This window comes from Roseateles aquatilis, assembly GCF_002205645.1.
Classification (GTDB): Bacteria; Pseudomonadota; Gammaproteobacteria; order Burkholderiales; family Burkholderiaceae_C; genus Roseateles; species Roseateles aquatilis.
On record NZ_NIOF01000001.1, the window covers coordinates 448,433 to 475,347 of the forward strand.

Annotated in this window: 24 protein-coding genes and 1 tRNA gene; 6 read left to right on the plus strand and 19 right to left on the minus strand. The window is 68.7% G+C overall.

The genetic code is table 11. From position 1 onward, the window contains the following. Positions 1-29 precede the first annotated feature (29 nt). Entirely contained in the window at positions 30-851 is an 822-nt protein-coding gene (gene ppsR / locus CDN99_RS01925) for a posphoenolpyruvate synthetase regulatory kinase/phosphorylase PpsR (RefSeq protein WP_088382418.1), read from the plus strand. A gap of 18 nt (positions 852-869) precedes the next feature. Beyond that, positions 870-1,760 (plus strand): EamA family transporter, encoded by an 891-nt coding sequence (locus CDN99_RS01930; RefSeq protein WP_088382419.1) that lies wholly within the window; start codon positions 870-872, stop codon positions 1,758-1,760. A 328-nt stretch (positions 1,761-2,088) separates the two neighbouring features. Here CDN99_RS01930 and CDN99_RS01935 read toward each other — a convergent pair whose 3' ends face one another. The 16 genes from CDN99_RS01935 to rpsB all read right to left on the minus strand — a co-directional run bounded on the left by CDN99_RS01935 (position 2,089) and on the right by rpsB (position 17,327). Beyond that, positions 2,089-2,868, minus strand: coding sequence for a TrmH family RNA methyltransferase (locus tag CDN99_RS01935; RefSeq protein ID WP_088382420.1), 780 nt, complete (start codon positions 2,866-2,868; stop codon positions 2,089-2,091). A 7-nt stretch (positions 2,869-2,875) separates the two neighbouring features. Then, on the minus strand, positions 2,876-3,526 hold the full coding sequence (rnhB, locus tag CDN99_RS01940) for a ribonuclease HII (protein WP_088382421.1): 651 nt from the start codon (positions 3,524-3,526) through the stop codon (positions 2,876-2,878). Next, positions 3,498-4,643: a lipid-A-disaccharide synthase gene (gene lpxB, locus CDN99_RS01945; protein ID WP_088382422.1), complete on the minus strand. Its 1,146-nt coding sequence runs from the start codon at positions 4,641-4,643 to the stop codon at positions 3,498-3,500. The genes rnhB and lpxB overlap by 29 nt, the downstream gene beginning before the upstream one ends. A 9-nt stretch (positions 4,644-4,652) precedes the next feature. Continuing rightward, a complete protein-coding gene (gene lpxA / locus CDN99_RS01950; protein WP_088382423.1) occupies positions 4,653-5,444 on the minus strand; it encodes an acyl-ACP--UDP-N-acetylglucosamine O-acyltransferase in 792 nt (263 codons plus the stop codon). A 17-nt stretch (positions 5,445-5,461) separates the two neighbouring features. Then, a complete protein-coding gene (fabZ, locus tag CDN99_RS01955; protein WP_088382424.1) occupies positions 5,462-5,917 on the minus strand; it encodes a 3-hydroxyacyl-ACP dehydratase FabZ in 456 nt (151 codons plus the stop codon). Beyond that, positions 5,914-6,975 carry a UDP-3-O-(3-hydroxymyristoyl)glucosamine N-acyltransferase gene (lpxD, locus tag CDN99_RS01960; RefSeq protein WP_088383306.1) on the minus strand — a complete coding sequence of 354 codons (1,062 nt, stop codon included), beginning with the start codon at positions 6,973-6,975 and terminating at the stop codon, positions 5,914-5,916. Before lpxD ends, fabZ begins: the two co-directional genes overlap by 4 nt. Before the next feature lie 2 nt (positions 6,976-6,977). Next, positions 6,978-7,487, minus strand: coding sequence for an OmpH/Skp family outer membrane protein (locus CDN99_RS01965; protein ID WP_088382425.1), 510 nt, complete (start codon positions 7,485-7,487; stop codon positions 6,978-6,980). Continuing rightward, complete coding sequence (gene bamA / locus CDN99_RS01970; RefSeq protein WP_088382426.1) at positions 7,487-9,790, minus strand: outer membrane protein assembly factor BamA; 2,304 nt, start codon at positions 9,788-9,790, stop codon at positions 7,487-7,489. The genes CDN99_RS01965 and bamA overlap by 1 nt, the downstream gene beginning before the upstream one ends. Before the next feature lie 9 nt (positions 9,791-9,799). Further along, positions 9,800-11,173 (minus strand): RIP metalloprotease RseP, encoded by a 1,374-nt coding sequence (rseP, locus tag CDN99_RS01975; RefSeq protein WP_088382427.1) that lies wholly within the window; start codon positions 11,171-11,173, stop codon positions 9,800-9,802. 46 nt (positions 11,174-11,219) lie between these two features. Further along, positions 11,220-12,428 (minus strand): 1-deoxy-D-xylulose-5-phosphate reductoisomerase, encoded by a 1,209-nt coding sequence (gene ispC / locus CDN99_RS01980; RefSeq protein WP_088382428.1) that lies wholly within the window; start codon positions 12,426-12,428, stop codon positions 11,220-11,222. 55 nt (positions 12,429-12,483) lie between these two features. After that, positions 12,484-13,317, minus strand: coding sequence for a phosphatidate cytidylyltransferase (locus CDN99_RS01985; protein WP_088382429.1), 834 nt, complete (start codon positions 13,315-13,317; stop codon positions 12,484-12,486). A gap of 1 nt (position 13,318) precedes the next feature. Beyond that, entirely contained in the window at positions 13,319-14,050 is a 732-nt protein-coding gene (uppS, locus tag CDN99_RS01990) for a polyprenyl diphosphate synthase (RefSeq protein WP_375134409.1), read from the minus strand. A gap of 13 nt (positions 14,051-14,063) precedes the next feature. Further along, positions 14,064-14,624: a ribosome recycling factor gene (frr, locus tag CDN99_RS01995; RefSeq protein ID WP_088382431.1), complete on the minus strand. Its 561-nt coding sequence runs from the start codon at positions 14,622-14,624 to the stop codon at positions 14,064-14,066. 91 nt (positions 14,625-14,715) lie between these two features. Then, a complete protein-coding gene (gene pyrH, locus CDN99_RS02000; RefSeq protein WP_088382432.1) occupies positions 14,716-15,426 on the minus strand; it encodes a UMP kinase in 711 nt (236 codons plus the stop codon). 119 nt (positions 15,427-15,545) lie between these two features. Continuing rightward, entirely contained in the window at positions 15,546-16,442 is an 897-nt protein-coding gene (gene tsf, locus CDN99_RS02005; RefSeq protein WP_088382433.1) for a translation elongation factor Ts, read from the minus strand. A 138-nt stretch (positions 16,443-16,580) separates the two neighbouring features. Further along, positions 16,581-17,327, minus strand: a complete 747-nt coding sequence (rpsB, locus tag CDN99_RS02010; RefSeq protein ID WP_088382434.1) for a 30S ribosomal protein S2 — start codon at positions 17,325-17,327, stop codon at positions 16,581-16,583. A gap of 201 nt (positions 17,328-17,528) precedes the next feature. On the opposite strand from rpsB, the gene CDN99_RS02015 reads away from it, so the two are divergent. The 3 genes from CDN99_RS02015 to CDN99_RS02030 all read left to right on the plus strand — a co-directional run bounded on the left by CDN99_RS02015 (position 17,529) and on the right by CDN99_RS02030 (position 21,920). After that, positions 17,529-18,890 carry an amidase gene (locus tag CDN99_RS02015; RefSeq protein WP_088382435.1) on the plus strand — a complete coding sequence of 454 codons (1,362 nt, stop codon included), beginning with the start codon at positions 17,529-17,531 and terminating at the stop codon, positions 18,888-18,890. Then, a complete protein-coding gene (locus CDN99_RS02020) occupies positions 18,890-20,095 on the plus strand; it encodes an FAD-dependent oxidoreductase (RefSeq protein WP_088382436.1) in 1,206 nt (401 codons plus the stop codon). Before CDN99_RS02015 ends, CDN99_RS02020 begins: the two co-directional genes overlap by 1 nt. Positions 20,096-20,321: 226 nt before the next feature. Beyond that, positions 20,322-21,920 carry an NAD(P)H-hydrate dehydratase gene (locus CDN99_RS02030; RefSeq protein ID WP_088382438.1) on the plus strand — a complete coding sequence of 533 codons (1,599 nt, stop codon included), beginning with the start codon at positions 20,322-20,324 and terminating at the stop codon, positions 21,918-21,920. 173 nt (positions 21,921-22,093) lie between these two features. Here the strand turns inward: CDN99_RS02030 and rnr are convergent, their stop codons facing one another. After that, positions 22,094-24,415 carry a ribonuclease R gene (gene rnr / locus CDN99_RS02035; RefSeq protein WP_238139374.1) on the minus strand — a complete coding sequence of 774 codons (2,322 nt, stop codon included), beginning with the start codon at positions 24,413-24,415 and terminating at the stop codon, positions 22,094-22,096. Positions 24,416-24,657: 242 nt separating this feature from the next. Between rnr and CDN99_RS02040 the strand changes: the two genes are divergently transcribed. Beyond that, positions 24,658-24,742, plus strand: a tRNA-Leu gene (locus CDN99_RS02040). Between the two features lie 231 nt (positions 24,743-24,973). On the opposite strand, the gene CDN99_RS02045 is transcribed toward CDN99_RS02040, so the two are convergent. Then, positions 24,974-25,495 carry a phosphoribosyltransferase gene (locus CDN99_RS02045; RefSeq protein ID WP_088382439.1) on the minus strand — a complete coding sequence of 174 codons (522 nt, stop codon included), beginning with the start codon at positions 25,493-25,495 and terminating at the stop codon, positions 24,974-24,976. Positions 25,496-25,557: 62 nt separating this feature from the next. Beyond that, on the minus strand, positions 25,558-26,895 hold the full coding sequence (locus CDN99_RS02050) for an adenylosuccinate synthase (RefSeq protein WP_088383310.1): 1,338 nt from the start codon (positions 26,893-26,895) through the stop codon (positions 25,558-25,560). Positions 26,896-26,915 lie beyond the last annotated feature (20 nt).

Consider the following 26,915-nt stretch of genomic DNA (forward strand, 5'->3'; position numbering starts at 1 on the left):
GGCGTTCCCGACCTCGACAAGGCAGCCCAATGACCCAGCACACCGTGTTCTTCGTCTCGGACGGCACCGGCATCACCGCCGAAACCTTCGGTAACTCCATCCTGGCCCAGTTCTCGGTGAAGGCACGCCACGTGCGCCGCCCCTTCGTCGACAACGGCGAGAAGGCCAGGCAACTGGTCCGCGAGATCAACGAGACCGGCGAGCGCGAAGGCCAGCGCCCCATCGTCTTCGCGACGCTGGTCAACCGCGAGGTGCTGAACGTGGTGCGTCAGGACTGCGAAGGCCTGGTGCTGGACATGTTCGGCACCTTCATCGCGCCGCTGGAGGACGAGTTCCGGATCAAGTCCAATCATCGCGTGGGGCGTTTCTCCGATGTCGCCAAGAGCCAGGAGTACCACGACCGGATCGAGGCGATCAACTTCTCGCTCGCGCACGACGACGGGCAGTCGGCGAAGAACCTGGATTCGGCCGACGTGATCCTGGTCGGCGTGAGCCGCTGCGGCAAGACGCCCACCTCGCTGTACCTGGCGATGCAGCACGGCATCAAGGCGGCCAACTATCCGCTGATCCCCGAGGACTTCGACCGCGGCCATCTCCCCTCGCTGCTGGTGCCGCACCGGAAGAAGTGCTTCGGCCTGACCATCGATCCGGAGCGCCTGGCGCAGGTCCGCAACGAACGGCGGCCGGGCAGCAAGTACGCCGACCTCATGAACTGCCATTACGAGGTGCGCGAGGGCGAGACGATGATGAAGAAGGCCGGCATCTCGTGGCTGTCGTCGACGCACAAGTCGATCGAGGAGATCGCCACGACGATTCTTCGTGACATCCGCCCCGACCGGCTGATGTACTGAACGCGCGGTCCCCGATCAATGCCGGCTTCCGCGCTGGCCCTGGTGATCGCGGCCGCGCTGATCCACGCGTTGTGGAACTTCGCCGCGAAGAAGGCCCGGGGCAATCATCATTTCGCCTGCATGACCGCGGTGGGCGTCACGCTGCTGTGGCTGCCGGTGGTGTTCGTCGTCGGCTTCGACGAACTGCCGGGCTGGGGCTGGCAGGCGTGGGTGGCGACGCTGGCCAGCGCGATCGTGCACCTCGCCTACTTCAACGCGCTGCTGGCGGGCTACCGGGCGGCCGACATGACCGTGGTCTATCCGGTCGCGCGGGGCAGCGGGCCGCTGCTGTCGTCGCTGGTGGCGGTGGTGCTGCTGGACGAGCACCTGGGCTTGGGCGGCGCGCTGGGACTGGCGGGGGTGGTCGGCGGCATCCTGCTGATGGCGGCGGGGCCGATGTTCTTCGCCAGGGGCGCGGGCACCGATGCCGAGCTGCATCGCAAGCGCAAGCTCGGCATCGCCTGGGGCGCGCTCACGGGCGCGACGATCGCGGCCTACAGCGTCATCGACGGCTACGCGGTGAAGGTGCTGGCGCTGTCGCCGATCATCTACGACTACTTCTGCAACCTGCTGCGCGTGCCGGTCAGCCTGCCCGCGGTGCTGCGCGATCGGGCTGGTTTCCTGCCGGCGCTGCGCCAGCAGTGGAAGCATGCGGTGGTTGTCGCGGTCGGGGCGCCGACGGCCTACATCCTGGTGCTGTATGCAATGAAGCTGGCGCCGCTGTCGCGCGTCGCGCCGGCGCGGGAGCTGTCGATGCTGTTCGCCGCGTTGATCGGCGGCCAGTTGCTGGGCGAAGGCGAACGCGGCTGGCGCATCGCCGGCGCGACGTTGATCGCACTGGGCGTCGCGGCGCTGGCGATGGCCCGCTGAGCACGACGTCGGGCCAGGCGCACGGCGCGGCCAGCCCGAGCGCGACGCCGGTCCAAGTGCTCCGTGCGACTCGCCCGAGCAGGACGTCGGTCCAAGTACACCGTGCGACTCACCCGAGCGAGACGTCGGCCTAAGCGCGCCATGCGACTCGCCCGAGTGGGGCGTCGGCCCAAGCGCGCCAAGCGACTCGCCCGAGCGGGGCGTCGGCCCAAATGCACCGTGCGACTCGTCCGAGCGGGGCGTCAGAAGGGTGTCGATCTAGGCGCAGAGCGCAGCCGTAGCGGCGCTACGGCGAGCATCTGCAACGACGAGCGCCGCCCTTCTGACGTCACGAGCGGGCGAGTCGCCGCCGTGCGGATTCGTAGAGGCAGATCGAGGCTGCGCTCGCCACGTTCAGCGATTCCTCGCCGCCCGGCTGCGGGATGCCGATGCGCAGCGCGCAGCGCTGCATCAGCGTGTCGGAGACGCCCTGCCCCTCATGCCCCATCACCCAGGCGCAGGGGCTGGGCAACTCGGCTTGATGCAGCATCGCGTCCGAGTGGGAGCTGGTCGCCAGCAGCGGCACCTGCAGTGCGTCGAGGTCCTCGACGCTCAATCCCTCGACCAGCTTCAACCCGAAATGCGCGCCCATGCCGGCGCGCAGCACCTTCGGCGACCACAGCGCCGCCGTGCCCTTCAGCGCCAGCACCTGCCGGAAACCCAGCGCCCCGGCGCTGCGCAGGATCGTTCCGACGTTGCCCGCATCCTGCAGCCGGTCCAGCACCACCGTGTCAGCCCGCGCGTCGATGCGCGGCTGCGCCGGCAGCGCCAGCTCGAAACCGATCTGCGCCGGCGACTCCAGTCCCGACACCGTCTTGAACAGCGCCGGCGACACCACCAGCACCTTGGGAGCCGCATCCGCGATCGCGTGCAGCGCCGCGTCCTCGGCCGCGACGTCCGTGATCAACGCCAGCGCGGGCGTCACGCCGCGCTGCACGGCGGCGCGCGCGAGGTGGTCGCCCTCCAGCCAGACGCCGCCCAGCTTGCGGTAGCCGCCGCCGTCCTGCGCCAGCTTGCGCAGCCGTTGCAGATGGGGGTTGTCTCGGGAGGTGATCGCTTGCCAGCTCATGCGCTCGTCATTCCATTCCGACGCGGAGTTCCGTCAGGTCCAGCGACCGCACCGGCGCGAAGCTCTGCCGGTGCCAGACCGTCGCGCCATGCACGCGCAGCGCTTCCATGTGCTCGCGCGTGCCGTAGCCCTTGTGGCTGTCGAAGCCGTATTGCGGATGCTGCTCGTGCATCCGCAGGCAGAAGCGATCCCGATGCACCTTGGCCAGGATCGAGGCCGCGGAGATCGCCGGCACCAACGCGTCGCCCTTGACGATCGCCTCGGCCGGGATGCGCAGCACCGGCAGCCGGTTGCCGTCGACCTGCACGCGCGACGGCTTCAGGCGCAGGCCCTCGACCGCGCGGCGCATCGCCAGCATCGTCGCCTGCAGGATGTTGAAGCGATCGATCTCCTCGACGCTGGCCTCGGCCACGCAGAAGCACAACGCCTTGGCGCGGATCTCGTCATAGAGCCGCTCGCGTTTCTTCTCGCTCAGCACCTTGGAGTCGTTCAGCCCCTTGATCGGATTCAGATCGTCGAGGATCACCGCCGCGGCGACCACCGGTCCCGCCAGCGGTCCCCGGCCCGCTTCGTCGACGCCGCAGAGCAACCCCTCGCGCGCCCACTCCAGGCCGAGTTGCTCGGGCGGATCAGCCGGCAAGGATTTTCGCGATCGCATCGCCCGCCCTTCGCGCGGTGTTGCAGCGCAGCTGTTGGTGGATCTCCTGGAAGCGGTCGTGCAGGCGCGCGCGGCGCGGCGCGTCGTCCAGCCAGGCCAGGCCTTCGCGCGCGATCTTCTCGCCGGTGCAGTCGTCCTGCAAGCACTCGGGCACCAGCGTCTCGCGCGCGAGCACGTTGGGCAGGCCCACCCACGGCAGCAGCGCCTTGCCCTTCATCCGCCACGCATTGAACCAGTGCAGCTTGTAGGCGATCACCATCGGGCGCTTCAGCAGCGCGGCTTCCAGCGTCGCGGTGCCGCTGGCGACCAGCGTCAGGTCGCAGGCGGCCAGCGCGTCCTGCGCGCGGCCGTCCAGCAGCGTCAGCGGCAGGTCGGGCCCGTGCTGGGCGACCAGCGCCTCCACCATGGCCCGCAGGCCGGGCGCCACGGGAATGACGAAACTCAGCTCGGGACGCGCCTTCCGCATGCGCTGCGCGGCGTCCAGCAACGCCGGACCGATGTAGGTCAGCTCGCTGCGGCGGCTGCCGGGCAGCAGCGCGACCAGCGTGGCGCGTTCGTCGATGCCGAGCTCGCGTCGCGCGTCCTCGCGCGGCGGCTCGAACGGGATCTGATCGGCCAGCGGATGCCCGACGTAGGTCGAGGCGATGCCGGCCTTGGCCAGGATCTCGGGCTCGAACGGGAACAGGCACAACACGTGATCGGCGCTGCGCCGGATCTTGTCGACGCGCTCGGCACGCCAGGCCCAGATCGACGGGCAGACGAAGTGGACCGTCTTGATGCCGGACTCGCGCAGGCGCTGTTCGAGGCCGAAGTTGAAATCGGGCGCGTCGACGCCAACGAACACCGACGGCCGCTCCGCGATCAGCCGGTCGCCGAGCTGTCGGCGGATGGCCAGCAGTTCGCGGATGTGCTTGATCGCGTCCCAGTAGCCGAAGATCGAGAGCTTGTGGCTGGGCCACCAGGCGTCGAACCCCTGCGCCTGCATGCGCGGGCCGCCGATGCCGGCCGAGGTGAGCGCCGGCCAACGGGCCTTCAGCCCCTGCAGCAGCAGACTGGCCAGCAAGTCCCCGGAGGCCTCGCCGGCCACCAGGCCCAGTCGAGGATCCGTGGTGGTCATGTCAGGCGCTCACCGCACCAGGCCGCGCTTGGCGCTCGCCAGGAAGTCCAGCATCAGCTGCACGTCCGCCATGGACTCGGCGTCCTGGCCCTGCTTGAGCGCCTCGATCTGCTGCACCGATTGCTCCAGCGTCGCACCGTCGCGGAACAGCAGCTTGTGGATCTGCCGGATCACCGCGATGCGGTCGTTGCTGAACCCGCGCCGACGCAGGCCGGTCAGGTTGACCGCGCGCACCGTCAACGGATTGCCGTCGACGGTCATGTACGGCGCGACGTCCTGCGCGACATGGCCCTGGAAACCGATCATCGCGTGCGCGCCGACATGCACGAACTGATGCACGCCGGTCAGGCCGCCGATCGTCGCCCAGTCGCCGACATGCACGTGCCCGGCCAGCGTCACGTTGTTGGCCAGCACGCAGTGGTCGCCGACCACCACGTCATGCGCCAGATGGACGTAGGCCATGATCCAGTTGTCGGAGCCGACGCGCGTGACGCCCTGCTCCTTGAACGTGCCGGTGTTGAAGGTGCAGAACTCGCGGATCGTGTTGCGGTCGCCGATGACCAGCTCGGTCACCTCGCCGCCATGGCTCATGTCCTGCGGCATCGCGCCGATGGACGCGAACTGGAAGATCTGGTTGTCGCGGCCGATCGTCGTCCTGCCCTCGACCACCGTGTGCGGGCCGATGCGGGTCCCCGCGCCGATGCGGACCTCGGGGCCGATCACCGCGTAGGGACCGACGATGACGGTGTCGTCGAGCTGCGCCTTCGGGTCGACGATGGCGGTGAGATGGATCTGGGCCATGTGCCTGCGAGCGTCGGTCAGCAGTCCAGCTTGCGCATCGTGCACATCAGGCCGGCCTCGGCGACGATGTCGCTGCCGACGAACGCCTTGGCGCCGAACTTGTAGATGCCGGCCTTGGCGCGGTCCAGCGTGACTTCGAGGATGAGCTGGTCGCCCGGCTCGACCGGACGCTTGAAGCGCGCGTTGTCGATGCCGGCGAAGTAGACGACGTGGTTCTCGTCCAGCGTGAAGTTGTAGCTCTCCACCGCCAGCAGCGTGGCGGCCTGCGCCAGCGCTTCCAGGATCAGCACGCCCGGCATCACCGGGCGATGCGGGAAGTGGCCCTGGAAGAACGGCTCGTTGATGCTGACGTTCTTGATGGCGCGGATGCGCACGCCCTTTTCCACCTCGAGGACGCGGTCCACCAGCAGGATCGGGTAGCGATGCGGCAGCTTCTCGAGGATGCCGTGGATGTCGATGCTCGTCTCGTTCATGTCGTCTTCTTTTCCAAGGCACGCACGCGTTGGCGCAGGTCATAGAGCCCGCGCAGCGTCGCTGCCGTCTTTTGCCACGATGCGGCGTCCTCGAAGGGCCACATGCCGGCATAGGCGCCGGGCTTGTCGATGCTGTTGCTGATGTTGGCCGTGGGGCCGATCTGCACGCCGTCGGTGATCTTGATGTGGCCGTTGATGCGGGCCGCGCCGGCGACGATGCAATGGGCACCGATCTCCGCGCTGCCCGCGATCGCCACCGCGCCGGCGATCGCCGTGCCGCGACCGATCTTCACGTTGTGGGCGATCTGGACCAGATTGTCGATGATGACGCCGCCGGCGATCACCGTGTCGCCCAGCGCGCCGCGGTCGACGCAAGTGTTGGCGCCGATCTCGACGCCGTCACCGATGCGCACCGCGCCGAGCTGCTCGATCTTGACCCACTGCACGCCGGCCTCGCCCTTGGTCGGCGCGAAGCCGAAGCCGTCGGCGCCGATCACCACGCCGCTGTGCAGCAGGCCGTCCTCGCCGATCACGCAGTCATGGCCGAACACCACGTGCGGCGCCAGCCGCGTGCGGGCGCCGACGCGGGCATCCTGCTCGACGATCGAGTGCGCGCCGATGCGCACGCCGTCGCCCAGCACCACGCCGGACTCGATCACCGCATGCGGGCCGACCTCGACCTCGCGACCGATCGTCACGTCGGCGGCGACGGTCGCGGTCGGGTGGATGGCGGGCGCGACGCGCGGCTTGCGCATGTTCGCGGCCCACCACTGGGTCAGGCGGGCGAAGTAGAGATACGGATCCGGCGCGACGATGCAGCACGCCGTCGTGCCGCCCCCTCGACGCGCCGCGGCGGCCTCGGCCAGCTTGGGCGAGACGATCACGCAGGCGGCGCCGGTGGTCGTCAACTGCGCTTCGTACTTCGGGTTGGACAGGAAGGAGATCGCGTCCACGCCGGCGTCCTCCAGCGGCGCGATCGCGCGGATCGCCACGTCGGAGGCACCAACAAGATCGCCGCCCAAGGCGGCGATCAGTTCCGAGACCAGAACCTGCTTCACGGTCACTTCTGGGCGTTGAGCGCGTCGATCACCTTCTTGGTGATGTCCACGCGCGGGCTGGCATGAATCGCGTCCTGAACGATCAGATCGTACTTCTCTTGCTCGAAGATCTGCTTGATGACCTTGTTGGCCTTCTCGACCAGGGCCGTCGTTTCCTCGCTCTTGCGCTGGGCGACGTCCTCGTTGAACTCGCGGCGCTTGCGCTGCAGGTCGCGGTCCTGCTCGATCAGCTCGCGCTGGCGGCGCGAGCGCTCGGCATCGGTCAACGCGGGACCGTCCTTGTCCAGCTTCTCGGCGGCGCCGCGCAGCTTGGTCTCCTGGTCCAGCAGCGCCTTCTCGCGCCGGCTGAACTCCGCCTGCAGCTTGGACTCGGCGGCCTTGGCCAGGTTGGTCTCGCGCAGGATCCGCTCGCTGTTGACGTAGCCGATCTTGACTTCCTGGGCTTGCGCGCCCAGCGACGCCGTCGCCGTCAGGAGGACAGCGGCGACGACCTGCGACAGCTTGCTCTTCATCAGAATGCAGTCCCGATCTGGAATTGGAAACGCTCGATTCTATCCGTGGGCTTCTTGCGCACCGCCGAGCCGTAGCTCAGACGCAGCGGGCCCATCGGCGACAGCCAGCTGATGCCGACGCCGGCCGACACGCGGGTGTCCTTGAATTCGAGCTTTTCGTCCTGGCCCCACACGTTGCCCGCGTCGACGAAGCCGAACAGGCGGAAGCTCTTGTCGTTGCCGGCGCCCGGCACCGGCACGTAGAACTCGGTGTTGATGTTGAACTTGCGGTTGCCGCCGGTGTACGAGCCGGTCACGTCGACCGGGCCCAGCGTGCCCGGCTCGAAGACGCGGACCGAACCCAGGCCGCCGCCGTAGAAGTTCTTGAAGACCGGGAACGGCCGGCCGCTCAGGCCGCGGCCATAGGCCACCTCGCCGTTGACCATGAACGAGAACTTGCGGCCCAGCGGCACGAACTGCTGGTACTGCAGGTTGGCGATGGTGTAGCGCGAATCGCCGATCGGGCTCATCTCCAGGTTGACCCGCTTCATCGAGCCGGCAGTCGGGGTGATGACCGAGTCCCGGTTGTCCTTCTTCCAGCCGATCGTCAGCGGAATCGACATCGCCGAGGCGCCGAACTGGTTGCGGAACAGCCAGTAGCTGTTGGGCAGGCCGGTGGTCGTCGTGATGCGGGTGGTCTCGTAGCCGATGCCGAAGAAGACCGTGTCGTCTTCCGAGAACGGCACGCCGAACTTGACCGAGCCACCGTAGGACGCGAACTCGTATTCCTCGCCCAGGTTGTTGATCGGCTTGACGGTGCGGTAGAACACGTCGATCGCGCGCGACACGCCGTCGACGGTGAAGTACGGATCGACCGTTGTCACGCCCAGCGCGCGGCCGGTGCTGGCCGTGTTCACCTGGACACCCAGGTAGTTGCCGGAGCCGAACACGTTCTCCTGCGAGATCGAGCCCGACAACGACAGCTTGCTGGCGCTCGAGTAGCCGGCGCCGATCTGGATGTTGCCGGTGGGGCGCTCGGTGACGGTCAGCGTGACGTCCACCTGGTCGGGGGAGCCCGGCACCTCGGTGGTGTCGATGGTGACGTCCTTGAAGTAGCCCAGCCGCTCGACGCGGTCGCGCGAGGCCTTGATGCGGGCGCCGTCGTACCAGGAGGATTCGAACTGGCGGAACTCCCGGCGGATCACTTCGTCGCGGGTGCGGGTGTTGCCGGACACCAGCACGCGGCGCACATAGACGCGGCGCTGCGGCTCGCCGACCAGCGTGACGGTGACCTGCCCGGTCAGGCGGTCGATCTCGGGGCGGCTCTCGACACGCGCGAAGGCGTAGCCGAAGGTGCCGTACATGTCCTGGAAGTTGCGCGTCGTCTGCGCCACGGCCTCGCCGTTGTAAGGCTCGCCGGGCTTCAGCGCGATCAGGCGCTTGAACTCGTCGTCACGGCCGAGGAACTCGCCTTCCAGCTTGACCGCGTTGACCGTGTAGGGCTGGCCTTCGTTGACGGTGATCGCGATGCTGATGCTCTGCTTGTCCGGCGAAATCGTGACCTGCGTCGATTCGACGTTGAACTCCAGATAACCGCGGTTCAGGTAGTACGAGCGGATCGTCTCCAGGTCGGCGTTCAGCTTGGCGCGGGAGTAGCGATCGGTCTTCGTGTACCAGGTCAGCCAGCCCGAGGTGGTCTGCTCCAGCAGACCCAGCAGCGTGCTTTCGCTGAACACCTTGTTGCCGAGCACGCGGATCTCGGCAATCTTGGCAGGCTCGCCCTCGGTCACCGAGAAGCTGACGTTGACACGGTTGCGCTCGATCGGGGTGATCGTGGTGGTGACCTCGGCGCCGTACAGCGAGCGGGTCAGGTATTGACGCTTGAGCTCCTGCTCGGCGCGGTCAGCCAGCGCCTTGTCGAAGGGCTTGCCTTCGCCGATGCCGACGTCCTTCAGCGACTTGGTCAGCGCCTCGGCGTCGAACTCCTTCAGGCCGACGAAGCTGACGTTGGCGATGATCGGACGCTCCTCGATCACGATGACGACGGCATCGGTGTCGAGGTTGATGCGGACGTCCTTGAACAGGCCGGTCGCGAACAGGGCGCGCAGCGCGGCGGCACCCTTCTCGTCGTTGTAGGTGTCGCCGATGCGGAACGGCAGGGCCGCGAAGACGGTACCGGGGTCGGTCCGTTGCAGGCCCTCGACGCGGATGTCCTTGAGGACGAAGGGCTCGGCGGCCCAGACGGCGCCACCTTGCAGCGCGGTGGCCAGCACCGCCAGTTGGATCACGTGGGGGCGCAGGGACTCGGGCAGGAATCGGGACATGCGGAAGCTTCAGTGCAGACCCGGCGTGCGGGTCAGATCGTTGAAAAGGGCCAGGCTCATCATCAGCAGCACGACGGCGATACCTGCGCGTTGCAGCTGCTTGTGCCACCACTCAGAGACAGGGCGGCCGCTCAAACCCTCGAAAAGATAATACATCAGGTGTCCGCCATCGAGCATCGGCAGCGGCAGCAGGTTCAGTACTCCGAGGCTCACGCTGACGGTGGCCAGGAAGCTCAGGAAGGCAGTGAGCCCGAGGCTCGCGGACTGGTCCGCCGCCTTGGCGATCGTGAGGGGTCCGCTGAGGTTCTTTACCGAAGCTTCACCGATGAGCATGCGGCCCAGCGTCTTGGCCGTCAGCGCGCTCAGCTCCCACGTGCGGGTCAGGCCTTGCCTGACCGATTCGACGGGCCCGTAGTGGACGGTGACGCGGGCCGGTTTGGCATCGAAGCCGGCGCCGATGCGGGCGACTCGCTGATCGCCGGCGATGTCCACGCGCGGCGTGACCTCGCGCACCAGTTGCTGGCCATCGCGCAGCACGGTGATGCGCAGCGTCTCCGCCCGGCCATCGACGACCGCGCGCCGGATGCGTTGGATGAACCAGGCCACGTCCGGCACCGGGTCGTCATTGACGCGCAGCACACGGTCGCCGGCGCGCAGGCCGGCGGCCTCGGCCGGATCACCCTCGATCATCCGACCCAGCACCGGCTCGGCGAACACACCGCTCAGGCCGATCTGGCGCATCGCGCGTTCGTCGAAGTCGCGGCTGTCCAGCGTGTCGGTGTCCAGGCGCAGATTGCGATGGCCGTGGCCCTGCGCGTTGGCGACGCTCAGGAACAGCGGCCGCTTGTCCGCCACCGCCTGCGCGAGTTGCCAGCCGAGGTCGGGCATCGAGCGCACCTCGTCCCACTCCTGACCGTCGCTGGACCACGCCTGCACCCAGTCGCCGGCGCGCAGGCCGGCGCGTTCCGCCAGGCTGCCGGTCAGCGGCGAGCCGAGCAGCGCCTTCGATTCCTCGCGGCCGATCCAGCCGACCGCCGCGAACAGCAGCACCGCCAGGATCAGGTTGGCCGCCGGCCCCGCGGCGACGATCGCGGCGCGCTGCCACAGCGTCTTGCGGTTGAAGGCCTGCGAGCGCATGTCGGGCGGCACGTCGCCGTCGCTTTCGTCGAGCATGCGGACGTAGCCGCCGAGCGGGATCGCGCTCAAGGTGAACTCGGTGGCGTCGGGATGCTTGCGGCGGCGCAGCAGCACGCGTCCGAAGCCGACCGAGAAGCGCAGCACCTTGACGCCGCAGGCGCGCGCCACGCGGTAGTGACCCCATTCGTGGATCACGATGAGGATGCCCAGCGTGACGAGGAAGTAGAGGATCTGGGAGAGGGTCACGATGTGGTCCGGTGGCGGCGGCGGGTCCGGCTGGGAAGGCGCGGGGTCAGACGGTGGCGGCGAAAGCAGCGATCAGTGCCTGCGCATGACGCCGCGCCCGGGCATCCAGCGCGAGCAACCCCGCCACGCTGTCGACGTCGCCGGACTGCGGCGCAACGGATTCGAGCGCCTCGCGGTTGACCTGGCAGATCTGGTCGAAGCGCAGGCGGTGGTCCAGGAAGGCGGCGACCGCCTCCTCGTTGGCCGCGTTCAGCACCGCGGTGCTGCCCTCGGCCGCGCGCAGCGCCTGCCAGGACAGGTGCAAACCCGGGAAGCGGCGCTTGTCGGCCTCCTCGAAGGCCAGATTGGGCGCGGCCAGCAGGTCCAGCATGCCGGCGCCGGACTCGATGCGCTCCGGGAACGACAACGCGTAGGCGATGGGCACGCGCATGTCGGGCGTGCCGAGCTGCGCCAGCACCGAGTGGTCGCGGCACACCACCATCGAGTGCACGATGCTCTGCGGGTGGATCAACACCTTGATCTGCTCGGGCCGCAGGTTGAACAGCCAGCGCGCCTCGATGACTTCGAGCGCCTTGTTCATCATCGTCGCCGAATCGACCGAGATCTTGCGGCCCATCACCCAGTTCGGATGCGCGCAGGCCTGCTCAGGCGTGACGTCGGCCAGCGTCGAGGGGTCGCGCTGGCGGAACGGTCCGCCGGACGCGGTCAGCACGAGGTGATCGATGCGCTGATGCCAGGTCGAGCGGTCCTCGGGCAGGCACTGGAAGATCGCCGAGTGCTCGGAATCGACGGGCAGCAACGTCGCGCCGCCCTCCTCGACCGCGCGCATGAACAGCGCGCCGCCGAGCACGATCGCTTCCTTGTTGGCCAACAGCAGGCGCTTGCCGGCGCGCGCCGCGGCGATCGCCGGCGACAGGCCGGCGGCGCCGACGATGGCGGCCATCACGGCATCGACCTCGGGATGGGCGGCGATCTCGCTGAGCGCGGCCATACCGTCCAGCACCTCGGTGCGAGAGCCCGCCTCGCGCAGGCCGGCGCGCAGCTGGGCGGCCAGCCCGGCATCCGGCAGCACCGCGAAGCGCGGCGCATGCGCCAGGCATTGGGCCAGCAGTTCGTCGACGCGGCTCATCGCCGACAGCGCGAAGACGCGATACCGGTCCGGATGGCGCGCGATGACGTCGAGCGTGTTGGTGCCGATCGATCCGGTGGATCCCAGCACGCAGACCTGTTGCGGACGGTGAAGGGTGAGGCTCATCGCGGGGTGATCACTGGGTTGAATGCTGGATCGATCACGGGTTGGCCAGACGGGATCAGAGGGAACTCAGCGCCAGCGCCAGCGGCAGGACCGGCAGCAGCGCATCGACACGGTCCAGCACGCCGCCGTGGCCGGGCAACAGCTGACTGCTGTCCTTGGCGCCGGCGGCCCGCTTGACCAACGACTCGAACAGATCGCCGACGACGCTCATCGCCGCCAGGAACACCAGCGCCAGCAGCGACACGATGCCGACGCGTTTCACCAGGACCGTGTAGAGACTGGCCGAATCGACGTCCACGCGCACGTCGATGACGTGCACCCAGACGAAGGCCAGCACGATCACGCCGACGAGGCCACCGATCGCGCCCTCCCAGCTCTTGCCGGGACTGATCGCGGGCGCCAGCTTACGCCTGCCGAAGGCCTTGCCGGAAAAATAGGCGGCGATGTCGGCCATCCAGACCAGGCACATCGCCGACAGCAGGAAGTTGACGCCGCGCGATTTCGCCACGATCAGCGCCAGCCACGCGGCCCACAGCAGCACGGCGCCGAGCACCAGCCGCAGCGGCCGCGACAGCGTCGGCCAGCCGGCCACGCCGACCGCCAGCGCGCGCGCGCCGCCCAGCACCCACAGCCCGCCGGCCAGCCACCAGCACCAGGATGGCACCGCGAAGCCCACGAAGAAGAAGGTGCCCGCGCAGACCGCGGCGAGCACCGCGCCGAACGCCAGCGCCGCGGCGCCGGGCTTGCCGTTCAGCCGCGACCATTCCCAGCCGGCGGCCGCGATCATCGCCAGCGTCAGCAGCGCGAACCACGTCGGGTTCGACGCGAACAGCGCCGGCAACAGGATCGCCAACAGCACGATGGCCGTGATGACGCGTTGAAGCAGCATGTCAGGCCTCCTGGGGCACGCCGGGCGCGTTGACGCCGCCGAAGCGGCGGTCCCGGGCGCGGAACGCGGCGATCGCCTCGTCCAGCTGTGCCTCGCCGAACTCCGGCCAGAGGCAGTCGGAGAAGACGAACTCGGTGTACGCGGTCTGCCAGAGCATGAAGTTGCTGATGCGCAACTCGCCACCGGTGCGGATGAAGAGGTCCGGATCAGGCGCGTAGTTCATCGCCATGTATTCGGACAGCTTCGCCTCGGTCAGCTCCGCCGCGGGCACGCCGTCTTCGATCGCGCGGCGGCAGGCCTGGACGATGTCCCAGCGGCCGCCGTAGTTGAACGCGACGTTCAGCGTCAGCTTGCTGTTGTGGGCGGTCGAGGTCTCGGCCTCGGCCCACGCCGCGCGCAGCTTGTCGGACACCGCCTCGCGGTCGCCGACGATGCGGATGCGCACGCCCATCGCGCCCATGCGGGCCAGGTAGCGCGACACCGCCGCCAGCACCAGGCCCATCAGGCCGGAGACCTCGTCGCTGGGGCGCTTCCAGTTTTCGCTGGAGAAGGCGAAGACGGTCAGGTACTCGATCTCGCGGTCGATGCAGGCCTGCACGACGCGCACCAGCGCGTCCACGCCCTGCTTGTGACCGAAGAAGCGCGGCAGAAAGCGCTTCTTGGCCCATCGACCGTTGCCATCCATGACGATGGCCACATGGCGGGGCACTCCCGCCTTGCTGTCGGCGCTCACCAGGATGCGGCGCTCAGACAGCCATGATCTCGGCTTCCTTGGCCGAGAGCAGCTTGTCGATGTCGGAGATGACGCGGTCGGTCAGCTTCTGGACTTCATCCTGGCTGCGACGCTCGTCGTCCTCGGTGATGACCTTGTCCTTGGCGGCCTTCTTCGCCTGCTCGTTGGCATCGCGGCGCAGGTTGCGCACGGCAACCTTGGCATCCTCGGCGGCCCCCTTGGCGACCTTGGTCAGGTCACGGCGGCGCTCTTCGGACAGCGGCGGCATCGGCACGCGGATCAGGTCGCCCTGCGACGCCGGATTCAGGCCCAGGTCGGACTCGCGGATGGCCTTCTCGATCTTCTGGCCCATGCCCTTTTCCCAGGGCTGCACGCTGACCGTGCGGGCGTCCAGCAGCGTGACGTTGGCCACCTGCGAGATCGGCACCATCGAGCCGTAGTAGTCCACGTGCACCTGGTCCAGCAGGCCCGGGTGGGCGCGACCGGTGCGGATCTTCTGCAGCTCGTTCTTGAAGGACTCGACGGACTTGGCCATCTTGACTTCGGCGTTGCTCTTGATGTCGGCGATGCTCATGTTCTTTTCCTCGATTCAATGGGACGGTGATGCCCGGATGCGGCCGCGACGGCGCGTGCGTGGCGGATCCGGCGTTAACGCGTCACAGCGCTCAGACGTGCACCAGCGTGCCTTCGTCCTCGCCCATCACGACGCGCTTGAGCGCGCCCGGCTTGAAGATGCTGAAGACCTTGATCGGCAGCTTCTGGTCGCGGCACAGCGCGAACGCAGTGGCATCCAGGACTTGCAGGTTCTTGCTGATGGCTTCGTCGAAGCTGATGCGGGCGTAGCGCGTCGCGGTCGGGTCCTTCTTCGGATCGGCGGTGTAGACGCCGTCGACCTTGGTCGCCTTCAGCACGATCTCGGCGCCGATCTCCGCGCCGCGCAGCGCGGCGGCGGTGTCGGTGGTGAAGAAGGGGTTGCCGGTGCCGGCGGCGAAGATGACGACCTTGCCCTCTTCCAGGTACTGCAGCGCCTTGGGGCGCACGTAGGGCTCGACGACCTGCTCGATCGCGATGGCCGACATCACCCGCGCGGTCATGCCTTCCTGGCGCATCGTGTCGGCCAGCGCCAGCGAGTTCATCACCGTCGCCAGCATGCCCATGTAATCCGCCGTCGCGCGATCCATGCCCACCGCGCCACCGGCCACGCCGCGGAAGATGTTGCCGCCGCCGATGACCACCGCGACCTCGACGCCGAGGCGGGTGACGTCCTGGATCTCTTGCACCATGCGGACGATGGTCGCGCGATTGATACCGTAAGCGTCGTCGCCCATCAGGGCTTCGCCGGAGAGCTTGAGCAGGATGCGTTTGTGCGCGGGCATTGTTACCTCGTCAATACAACCAATGGGGTGGGCCTGCACGGGGGTCTGCGGGCGGCGCTCGACGCGGGCGCAGGCACAAGTGTAAAGGGCGCCAACGGCGCCCTTTTGAGTCGCGGAGCTTATTGCCCCTTGCTGGCGGCAGCCACCTGGGCGGCCACCTCGGCGGCGAAATCGTCCACCTTCTTCTCGATGCCCTCGCCCACCACGTACAGGGTGAAGGACTTCACCGTGGTGGCCTTGTCCTTGAGCATCTGGGCGACAGTCTGCTTGCCGTCGGCGGCCTTCACGAAGACCTGGTCCAGCAGCGAGACTTCCTTCAGGAACTTCTGCACCGAGCCTTCGACCATCTTGGCGACGATCTCGGCCGGCTTGCCGGATTCGGCGGCCTTCTCGGCGGCGATCTTGCGTTCCTTCTCGACCAGGTCGGCCGACACTTCGGCGGCCGACAGGGCGGCCGGCTTCATCGCGGCGACGTGCATGGCGACGTCCTTGGCGGCGACGTCGTCACCCTCGAACTCGACCATCACGCCGATGCGCGTGCCGTGCAGGTACGACACCAGCTTGGAGCCGGCGTAGCGCTTGAAGCGGCGGATCGTCATGTTCTCGCCGATCTTGCCGATCAGGCCCTTGCGCACGTCTTCCACCGTCGGGCCGAAGCCTTCCTGCGACAGCGGCAGGGCCGACAGCGCTTCCACGCTGGCGGGGTCGTTCTCGGCGATCAGGCCGGCCAGCGCGTTCACGAAGGCCAGGAAGGCGTCGTTCTTGGAGACGAAGTCGGTTTCGCAGTTGACTTCGATCAGCGCGCCGGCGTTGCCGCTGACGACCGAGGCGACCACGCCTTCGGCGGTGATGCGCGAGGCGGCCTTGCCGGCCTTGCTGCCCAGCTTGACGCGCAGGATTTCCTCGGCGCGGGTCATGTCGCCCTCGGCCTCGGTCAGCGCCTTCTTGCACTCCATCATCGGCGAGTCGGTGCGGGCGCGCAGTTCGGCGACCATGCTTGCGGTAATTGCTGCCATTTCAATCTCCGTTTGGCGCGGCGCCGGGACCGGGACAGGTCGGCGCCGCTGAATCTTGCTTGGAAAGAACTTGGAAAAAAGGGGCTGAATCAGCCCCTTGTGAGACCCGATCTGCGTGACCAGGTTGAAGGCCCGAGATCAGGCGCCTTCGTTCACTTCCACGAACTCGTCGCCTTCGGCGGCGACGGCCTGGACCAGATCGGTCGTGCTGTTGGCGCGGCCTTCCAGCACGGCGTCGGCGACGGCCTTGGCATACAGGGCCACGGCCTTGGCCGAGTCGTCGTTGCCGGGAATGACGTAATCGATGCCTTCGGGCGAGTGGTTGGTGTCGACCACGCCGATGACCGGAATGCCCAGCTTCTTGGCTTCGGCGACAGCGATCTTGTGGTAGCCGACGTCGATCACGAACAGCGCGTCAGGCAGCGCAACCATGTCCTGGATGCCGCCGATGTTCTTTTCCAGCTTGGTGATGTCGCGCTGGAACAGCAGGGCTTCCTTCTTGATCGCGGGCTGCGTGCCGGCGTCGACCTGGGCCTGCATGTCCTTCAGACGCTTCAGCGAGGTCTTGACGGTCTTGAAGTTGGTCAGCGTGCCACCCAGCCAACGCTGGTTGACGCTGGGCACGCCGGCGCGGTCGGCCTCGGCGGCGACGATGTCGCGGGCCTGGCGCTTGGTGCCGACCATCAGGATCGTGCCGCGCTTGGAGGCGAGCTGGCGCACGAACTTGAGGGCTTCCTCGAACGCGGGCAGCGTCTTCTCGAGGTTGATGATGTGGATCTTGTTGCGATGGCCGTAGATATACGGGGCCATCTTGGGATTCCAGAAGCGGGTTTGGTGACCAAAGTGGACGCCGGCTTCCAGCATCTCGCGCATCGTGACGGACATGAGTAACTCCGAAGGTTGGTTCTAGAATCCGGCACGAATTGCAACGGGTTTTGAACGTTGCAACACCTTTGATCGCCGGATCCGCGAATTTGCGATGTGCTCCAAGGACTTGCGTCTCTCGTTGCACTCCGCGTCCCGCCAGACTCCAACCCCAGCGGTTGGCGTATCCGGCAAAACCCGACGAGTATAACCCCTTTTTGCATGTCGATCGACCTGACCGAGGCCCTGGCGCAGTTGAACCAGGGCCGCCGCGACGCGCGCTCCTTCCTCGCCGAGAACCTCGAGCACGCCCGCGCCGAGGCCTGCGAGCACGCCTTCCTGCGCCCCTTCTTCGCTGACGCCGAGGCGGCCGCCGCGTCCTCCGACGCCGCCGCCGCGCGCGGCGAGCCGCGCCCGGCGCTGGGCGGCCTGGCGCTGTCGGTGAAGGACCTGTACGACGTCGCCGGCCACCCCACCACCGCCGCGTCCGCCGCGATGGCCGACGCACCCCCGGCGACCGCGGACGCGCCGGCCGTCGCGCGACTGCGCGCCGCCGGCGCGGCGCTGCTGGGCCACACCAACCTGAGCGAGTTCGCGTTCTCCGGCGTCGGCATCAATCCGCATCACGGCACGCCCCGCAATCCGGTGACGCGCGCGATCGACGGCAAGGACCGCATCCCCGGCGGATCGACCTCCGGCGGCGCCGTCAGCGTCAGCGCGGGCGCCGCGTGGGCGGCGCTCGGCTCGGACACCGGCGGCTCGCTGCGCATTCCCGCGGCGCTGCAGGGCCTGGTCGGATTCAAGGGCACCGCGCGCCTGGTGCCGCTGGACGGCTGCATCCCGCTCGCGCCCTCGTTCGATACGGCCGGCGCGATCACGCGCTCGGTGCGCGACGCGGCGCTGCTGCACGCCGTGCTCAGCGGCGCGCCGGTGACGCTGGACGCGCGCCCGCTGTCCGGCTGGCGGCTCGCGGTCACGCCGACCTTCATGCAGGACGATCTGGAGCCGGCCGTCGCCGCCGCCTTCGAACGCGCCCTTGCCACGCTGCGCGGCGCCGGCGCGCGGATCGAGGAGCGCGCGCTACCCGCCCTGCCCCGCGTGGCCGATCTGCAATCACAGGGCGGCATCACCGCGGCCGAGGCCTGGGCATGGCACCATGCGCGCCTCGCCGAACGCGGCGAGCGCTACGACCCGCGCGTCGCCCTGCGCATCCGCCGCGGCGAGGCCATCACGCCCGCCGCCCTCGTGGCGCTGCGCGACGCCCGCGCCCGCTGGATCGACGACATGACGGCCTCGATGCACGGCATCGACGCCTTCCTCAGCCCCACCGTTCCCCTGCAAGCCCCGGAGGTCGCCCCCTTGCGCCACAGCGACGATTTGTTCTTTGCCACCAACGCGCGACTGCTGCGCAACACCGCCGTCGTCAATCTGCTCGACGGCTGCGCAATCTCGGTGCCGTGCGAGCGGCCCGGCGAACTGCCCGTGGGCTTGATGCTGTGGGCGCCGGCGCTGCGGGACGAGGCGCTGCTGAGCATCGCCTCGCGCGTCGAGACGACACTGAACGACGCGGCGGGAGCGCATTGATGCGGGTCGCGATCATCGGCGCCGGCCTGGCCGGCGTGACCAGCGCGTACGAGCTCGCGCTGCAGGGCCACGAGGTCCATGTCTTCGAGCGCGGCACCAGCGTCGCCACCGGCGCCAGCTTCGCGCCGCCGGGGCTCATCGCGCCGGGGTTGATGGCGGCACGGCCTGAATGGCCGCTGGCCTGGCGTGGCAAGCCGGCGCAATTGGGCTGGAAGCTCGCCCACTGGCGCGCCGGCCGCACACGCGGCGCGGCGGCGATGCCCGAAGCGCTGCACGCGCTCGGATTGCGCGGCCAGGCGGTGATGGCCGTCTGGCGCCGCGAGCTCAAGATGGAAGTCGAGCGCGAGGCCGGCGTGCTGCTGCTGTGGCGCACGGCCAAGGGCTACAAGGCCGCGCCGCAATTGCTGACCCGGCTGCGGGAGCGGGAGGTCCCGCATCGCGAGCTCGACGCGGACGGCTGCCGCGCGCATGAGCCCGGCCTGAACGCCGACACCCCGCTCCACGGCGGCATCCTGCTGCCGCAGGACGAGGCCGCGAACGCGCGTCAGTTCGGCCAGGCGCTCAAGCACGAGGCCCAGCGCCTCGGCGTGCGCTGGAACTTCAATGCCGACGTGCTCCGCATCGAGCCGGGCGCGCAGCCGTCGGTCCACATCGCCGCTGGCGAGCCGCTGCGCGTGGACGCGGTCCTCGTCTGCGCCGGCAAGGGCGCGGCCCCGCTGCTGGCCGCGCACGGCCTCAAGCTGCCGTGGGGCACGGTCCACACGCACACGCTGACGGCGCCGCTGCGCATGCTCGAGGCCCACCCGGACCTGGGCCCGCGCGCCACCGTCGTCGACATGAGCACCGGCGTCAGCCTCACGCGGCTCGGCCAGCGCGTGCGTGTCGGCGGCGGCAACGAATTGGGCGGTGCCTCGGCGCAACCCGACGGGCAGTCGATGGGCGCATTGCACCAGGCGGCCCATGACTGGTTCCCCGGCGCGCTGCTCGCCGCGGGCCAGCAACGCTGGAAGGCCTCGCGACTGCTGCTGCCCGATGAACTGCCCTTGATCGGCGAATCCGGATTGCCGGGCGTCTGGCTCAACATCGGCCATGGCGAGCATGGCTGGACCATGGCCGGCGGCGCCGCCCAACTGCTCGCGGCACGGCTCGCGAAGAAGGATCCCGGCATCGACGCGGGAATGCTGGAGCCCTCGCGGTTGAAGTGAGCCGTCCAGGCTTGGCTGGCAGCCCAGCCCAGGCTTGGCCACCTCAGCTCACCTCAACCTGGGCTCGGCCCGGCCCGGCCCGGCTCGGCTCAGCTTGGCTTGGCTTGGCTTGGCTTGGCTTGGCTTGGCTGGGCCCAGATCGGATCGCCTTGAGTCGTGCCGTGTCAGGTCGACCCACCCGTGACCGGCCTGCCCGGCCGCCTCGCACCGGGATAGAGTCGGCGGCATGCTGCCGCTCCTCCCGACCTCCCGTGATTGGCCGCTCCACGACGCCGCGACGAGTCGGGGGGCCGAAGCCGCGGCACTCGCGCTGCACCCGCCCCACGCGTTGATCGAGCGCGCTGGCCTCGCGGTCGCGCGACTCGCGCTGGCCGTCGCGCCACATGCGAGAACCGCGGCCGTCTTCGCCGGTCCCGGCAACAACGGAGGCGACGGCCTGATCGCCGCTCGACACCTGGCCCATCAGGGGTGGCGTGTCGACGTGATGCTCGTCGGAGGGTCACCACCGTCCGGCGGCGATGCGGCGCACGCACGACTGAGCGCGGAGGCCGCGCTTGCCGCCGGCGCGACGAAGCTCCGTCTTCACGAGGGCCTCACCGACGCCCCGGCCTCGGCGGATGTCGTGATCGATGCCCTCTTCGGCCTCGGCGCCAGTCGCGCGCCCGAGGGCGCGGTCGCGGCGGCCATCGCCGCCATCGCGCGGCTCCGGGCCGGCGGTGCCACGGTGCTGGCCGTCGACCTGCCCAGCGGCTTGCACGTCCGCACAGGGCAGCCACTCGGTGACGACATCGTGCGCGCCGACCACACCTTGGCCCTGCTCACGATCAAGACAGGCCTCCTCACCGGCGAAGGGCGCGATGCCTGCGGACGGATCTGGTTCGACGACCTCGCCGGGTCGAGCAGCAGCAGCAGCAGCAGCAGCAGCAGCAGCAGCAGCAACAGCAGCAACAGCAGCAACAACAACGCCGTCGGCATCGGCATCGCGACGCTCATCGGGCGCGAGCGCGTGGAGCGATGGCAGCGCGCGCATGCTCGCTCGGCGACGAGCCACAAGGGTCGGCACGGCGATGTGGTGGTGCTCGGCGGCGCCCCGACGATGCGTGGTGCAGCGTGGCTGGCCGCTTCCGCCGCGTTGGCCGCGGGCGCCGGGCGCGTGTACGCCGCCCTCCCCGACGATGACGGCCAGCCCTGGCCCGCCCGACCCGAGCTGATGCATTGGGACGCCTCGCGCTGGAACACCGCCGCCTCGACCTGGCGCGATGTCGTCGCCGTGTGCGGATGCGGCGGCGGGACGGCCATCACGCCACCGCTGAGCACGCTGCTCCACGGGGCCGCGCGGATCGTGCTCGATGCCGACGCGCTCAACCTCGTCGCGTCGGATGAGGCACTTCAGCACGCCGTTCGTGGACGAAGCGCCCGCGGCCAGGTCACCGTGATGACGCCCCATCCGCTCGAAGCCGCGCGGATGCTCGGCCTCGCGGCGGCATCGCAGGTTCAGGCGGATCGACTGGGGGCGGCGCAGGCGCTCGCGGAGCGATTCGAGAGTTGCGTGGTCCTGAAGGGGTCGGGCAGCATCGTCGCCATGCGCGACCACCTGCCGGCGATCAACGGCACGGGCTCATCGGCCCTCGCCACGGCGGGCACCGGCGATGTCCTTGCCGGATGGCTGGGAGGCCTGTGGGCCCAGGCGCCCGCGATCGACCCGCACACACTGGCCTGCGCCGCGGTGGCCTGGCACGGCGCGGCGGCGGAAGGCCATGCCGGCCCGCTGCTGGCCGCAGATCTGGTGCGGGCGATGGCGGCGCTCCACGCCACCACGCCCTAGCCCGCCAACGGCCGAACGGCCCAGCGGCCATGCACCGCTCGTCGCTCGCCATTCGTGGCTCGCCGATCGCCACTCGCCACTCGCCATTCACCGATCAGCGATCAGCGACCACCACGCGCCTGTCGCACCGGGATGACCGCGAGACCGCGAGACCGCAGTCGACGCCCAGGGGGTCAGGTCCGCTTGCGCCGGGTCGTCTTGGCCGGCGGCGCGCCGCTGCTTTTGCCCGCCACCGACTTCGCCGCGCCGCGGGCCGTCTGCTTCGCCGCCGCGACCGGATGGGTCGTGGACGTCTTGGTCGCCCGGGCGGACTTGCGGCGTTCCGCCTTCAGCGCCCGGTCGGCCTGCTCGACACGCTCCAGCGCGTCCACCGCGGTGGGCGGATCAGGCGGCGGCAGCGGCATGGGCTCGACCGTCGGCGCGGGCGCCGCGGCGGCGTCGCGACGCGCGCGACGTTCCGAGCGCTTGTCATGGCGCTTCGGATCGCCGTGCTTGTCGCGCGGGCCGCGTTGCAGGGTCCGCGCCTCGTCCTGGTCACGCACCAGGCGGAAGTCGATCTTGCGACCGTCGAGGTCCACGCGACTGACCTGCACCTGCACGCGCGCGCCGGTGCCGTAGCGGATGCCGGTGCGCTCGCCACGCAGTTCCTGGCGCACCTCGTCGAAGCGGAAGTACTCGCCGCCCAACTCGGTGATGTGGACCAGGCCCTCGACGTACAACGCATCGAGCTGCACGAAGATCCCGAAGGTGGTGACCGCGCTGACCGTGCCGGAGAACTCCTCGCCGAGGTGGTCGCGCATGAAGCGGCACTTGAGCCAGGCCTCGACGTCGCGCGAGGCCTCGTCGGCGCGGCGCTCGTTGGCGCTGCAATGCGCGCCGACGATCTCCCAGCGCTCCACGTCGGTCGACGCGGTGGCGGGATTCAGCGTCTTGGTCGGCCGGCCGGGACGCTTGGGCAGCGGGTTCGCCGCCTCCATCTTGTGCGCGTCCAGCGCGTACTTCTTGTTGGCCAGCAGCGCCTTGATCACCCGGTGCACCAGCAGGTCGGGATAACGCCGGATCGGGCTGGTGAAGTGGGTATAGGCCTGGTACGCCAGGCCGAAGTGGCCCGCGTTGGCCGGCGTGTAGATCGCCTGCTGCATCGAGCGCAGCAGCATCGTGTGGATCTGCTGCGCGTCGGGCCGGTCCTTGGTCGCCTGCGCGATGGCCTGGTACTCGCCCGGCGTCGGATCGTCGCTGATGCCCATGCCGATGCCCAGCGCGCGCAGGTAAGCCTGCAGCGCCATGCGCTTCTCGGGCGTCGGCCCCTCGTGGACGCGATACAGCGAGGCGTGCTTGCCGCCGGCGATGAAGTCGGCCGAGCAGACGTTGGCGGCGAGCATCGCCTCCTCGATCAGGCGGTGGGCTTCATTGCGGGTGCGGGGGACGATCTTCTCGATGCGGCCGTTGTCGTCGCAGACGATCTGGGTCTCGGTGGTCTCGAAGTCGACCGCGCCGCGCTTGGCCCGCTGCGACAGCAGCGCGCGATAGACCTCGTGCAGGTGCAGCAGGTGCGGCACCAGCGCCTTGCGCTTGTGGGCCTCGGGACCGTGCGTGTTGCCCAGGATCGCGGCGACCTCGGTATAGGTCAGGCGCGCATGCGAGTTGATGACCGCCGGATAGAACTGGTAGGCGTGCAGCTCGCCGTCCTCGCTGACCAGCATGTCGCAGACCATCGAGAGCCGGTCCTGCTCGGGATTGAGCGAACACAGGCCGTTCGACAGCTTCTCCGGCAACATCGGGATGACGCGGCGCGGGAAGTAGACCGACGTGGCGCGCTCGTAGGCGTCGCGGTCCAGCGGCTCGCCGGGCTTGACGTAATGGCTGACGTCGGCGATCGCGACCAGCAGGCGCCAGCCCTTGAACGCCGTCTTGCCACGGCCCTGCTTGTGGGGCTCGCAGTAGACCGCGTCGTCGAAGTCGCGCGCGTCCTCGCCGTCGATCGTGACCAGCGCCACATCGCGCAGGTCGATGCGCTGCTTCAGATCGACGGTCCGCACCTTGTCCGGCAGTTTCGCCGCCTGCGCGAGCGTGTCGGCGCTGAACGCGTGCGGCACCTCGTACTTGCGCACGGCGATCTCGATCTCCATGCCGGGGTCGTCGATCTCGCCGAGCACCTCGGTGACGCGACCGACCGGCTGCGAGTACAGCGACGGCGGCTCGGTCAGCTCGACGGCCACGATCTGGCCGGCGGTGGCGTTCGCGATCGCGTTCTTCGGGATCAGGATGTCCTGCCCGTATCGCTTGTCCTCGGGAGCGACGAGCCAGATCCCGGATTCGAGCAGCAGGCGGCCGATGATGGGCTTCTTGCGGCGCTCCAGGATCTCGAGCACGCGGCCTTCCGAGCGACCGCGCTTGTCCTGGCGCACCACGCGCACCCGCAACCGGTCGCCGTGCATGACGGCGTGCATCTCCTGCGACGAGAGGTAGACATCGGGCTGGCCGTCATCGGGCATCAGGAAACCGTGCCCGTCGCGGTGGCCTTGCACCGTGCCCTCGAGCTCCCCCGTCAACGGCTGTTGCGGGGGAGTTGCGTTCTTGAAGTTTTTGATAGTAGAATCCTTGTCTTTCCTGAAACGCAAAAGCTGTTTGCGATCTCAAGGAACCGAAGGCTCAAGAATAACTTCATTAAGTTGCTTGAGCGAGTTCTCGAAGTTGTTGAGGGCGGGGTTCGTTGGATTGCGATGTTTTTGACCTTGCCCAGGTGGCGGAATTGGTAGACGCACTAGTTTCAGGTACTAGCGGGTAACTCCGTGGAGGTTCGAGTCCTCTCCTGGGCACCAAATTCGAAAAGCCGGCCATGAGCCGGCTTTTCTCATTCCGCCGCCCAGGAAGTGATGTCCAGTGGACAGCACGCGAGGACTCGAAGGGTTTGGACGACGCGTCCAAACCGGAGTCGCGCGCTCGCGACCGCATCCTCTCCGCGGGGTCCTGGGGGCACGCTTCAACGCCCCCAGTATTCGCCGCGCGCCAAAACAAAAAAGCCGACGTCCCCGCCGGCCTTCTTCTCATCATCAGATCGCGAACTTCTTCGCCAGCGCATCGGGCCGCAGCGAGTCATAGTCCTCGAACGGCTGATGGATCCACGGGCTGGTTTCCAGCATGTCGACGTAGTAATCGGGGGTGTACTCCGACACGCTCTTCGTCCAGATCACCGCCGAGCGCAACTCCTTGATCGACGGCATGCCGCGCAGCCGCTCCACCACCGCCTTCAGCGTCACGCCCGAATCCGCCAGATCGTCGACCAGCAGCACGCGGCCGGCCAGTTCACCCTTGGGCATGGTGATGTACTTGGCGATGTCCAGGCGACCCTGGATCGTGCCCGCTTCGGAGCGGTACGAGCTGGTCGACATGATGCCCAGCGGCTTGTCGAACACGCGCGACAGCACGTCACCCGGACGCATGCCCCCACGGGCCAGGCACAGGATCTGGTCGAACTCCCAGCCGGAGGCATGCACCTTCAGCGCCAGGCGTTCGATCAGCAAGTGGTATTCGTCCCAGGACACGTACAGATGTTTGCCGTCGTCGGTCAACATGGGGAGGGCTCCTCAGCGATGGATAGGGTCAGGTCGAAAAAAGACAGGGCCTGGCGGACGACTCAGGCCTGGAACGGGTGTTGCAGCAGGATGGTGTGATCGCGGTCGGGACCGGTCGACACCATGGCGATCGGCGCGCCGATCACTTCTTCCACGCGCTTCAGGTACGAGCGCGCATTGGCCGGCAGTTGATCCCAGCTCGTGATGCCGAAGGTGGATTCGGTCCAGCCGGGGAAGACTTCGTAGATGGGCTTGCAGGCGGCGATCTCGTCGCCATCCAGCGGCAGGATGTCGAGGCGCTTGCCGTCGAGCTCGTAGCCGATGCACATGCTGATCTCGGCCAGGCCGTCCAGCACGTCCAGCTTGGTCAGGCACAGGCCCGAGATGCCGTTGATGATGATCGAGCGCTTGAGCGCCGCGGCGTCCAGCCAGCCACAGCGACGCGCGCGACCGGTCACCGTGCCGCGCTCCTGACCCACCGTCGACAGGTGATGGCCGACCGTGCCGGGCGTTTCCCAGTCGAGCTCGGTCGGGAACGGGCCCGAGCCGACGCGCGTCGCGTAGGCCTTCGTGATGCCCAGCATGTAGTGCAGCATCTGCGGCCCGACGCCGGCGCCCGCGGCCGCGTTGCCGGCGACGCAGTTGCTCGACGTCACATAGGGGTAGGTGCCGTGGTCGATGTCCAGCAGCGTGCCTTGCGCGCCTTCGAACAGCAGGTTCTGGCCGGCCAGGTTGGCCTTGTGCAGCATGTAGCCGACGTCGGCCATCATCGGCTTGATCTGCTCGGCCAGCGACATCGCGTGGTCGTAGATCGGCTGGAACTCCAGTGCCTTCGAATTCAGATATCCGGACAGCGCGAAGTTGTGCAGGTCGACCAGCTCCTTGAGCTTCTTGGCGAAGCGCTCCGGATGCTTCAGGTCCTGCACGCGCAGCGCGCGGCGGGCGACCTTGTCCTCGTAGGCCGGGCCGATGCCCTTGCCGGTGGTGCCGATCTTGCCGTTGCCGCTGCTCTCGCGCAGCGCCTCGCGGGCGCGGTCGACCTCGACGTGGAAGGGCAGGATCAGGGGGCAGGACTCGCTGATGAACAGGCGCGAGCGCACCTCGACGCCGGCCTTCTCCAGGCGCTCGATCTCCGACAGCAGATGGGTCGGATCCAGCACCACGCCGTTGCCGATGTAGCAGGCCACGCCGTCGCGCATGATGCCCGAAGGGATCAGTTGCAGGGCCGTCTTCACGCCCTTGATGACCAGCGTGTGGCCGGCGTTGTGGCCGCCCTGGAAGCGCACCACGCCCTCGGCGTGGTCGGTGAGCCAGTCGACGACCTTGCCCTTGCCTTCGTCGCCCCACTGGGTGCCGACGACGACCACGTTGCGGCCGCGCGCGATCTCACTGCTTTGCATGTTGTTCATCCGATGATTGG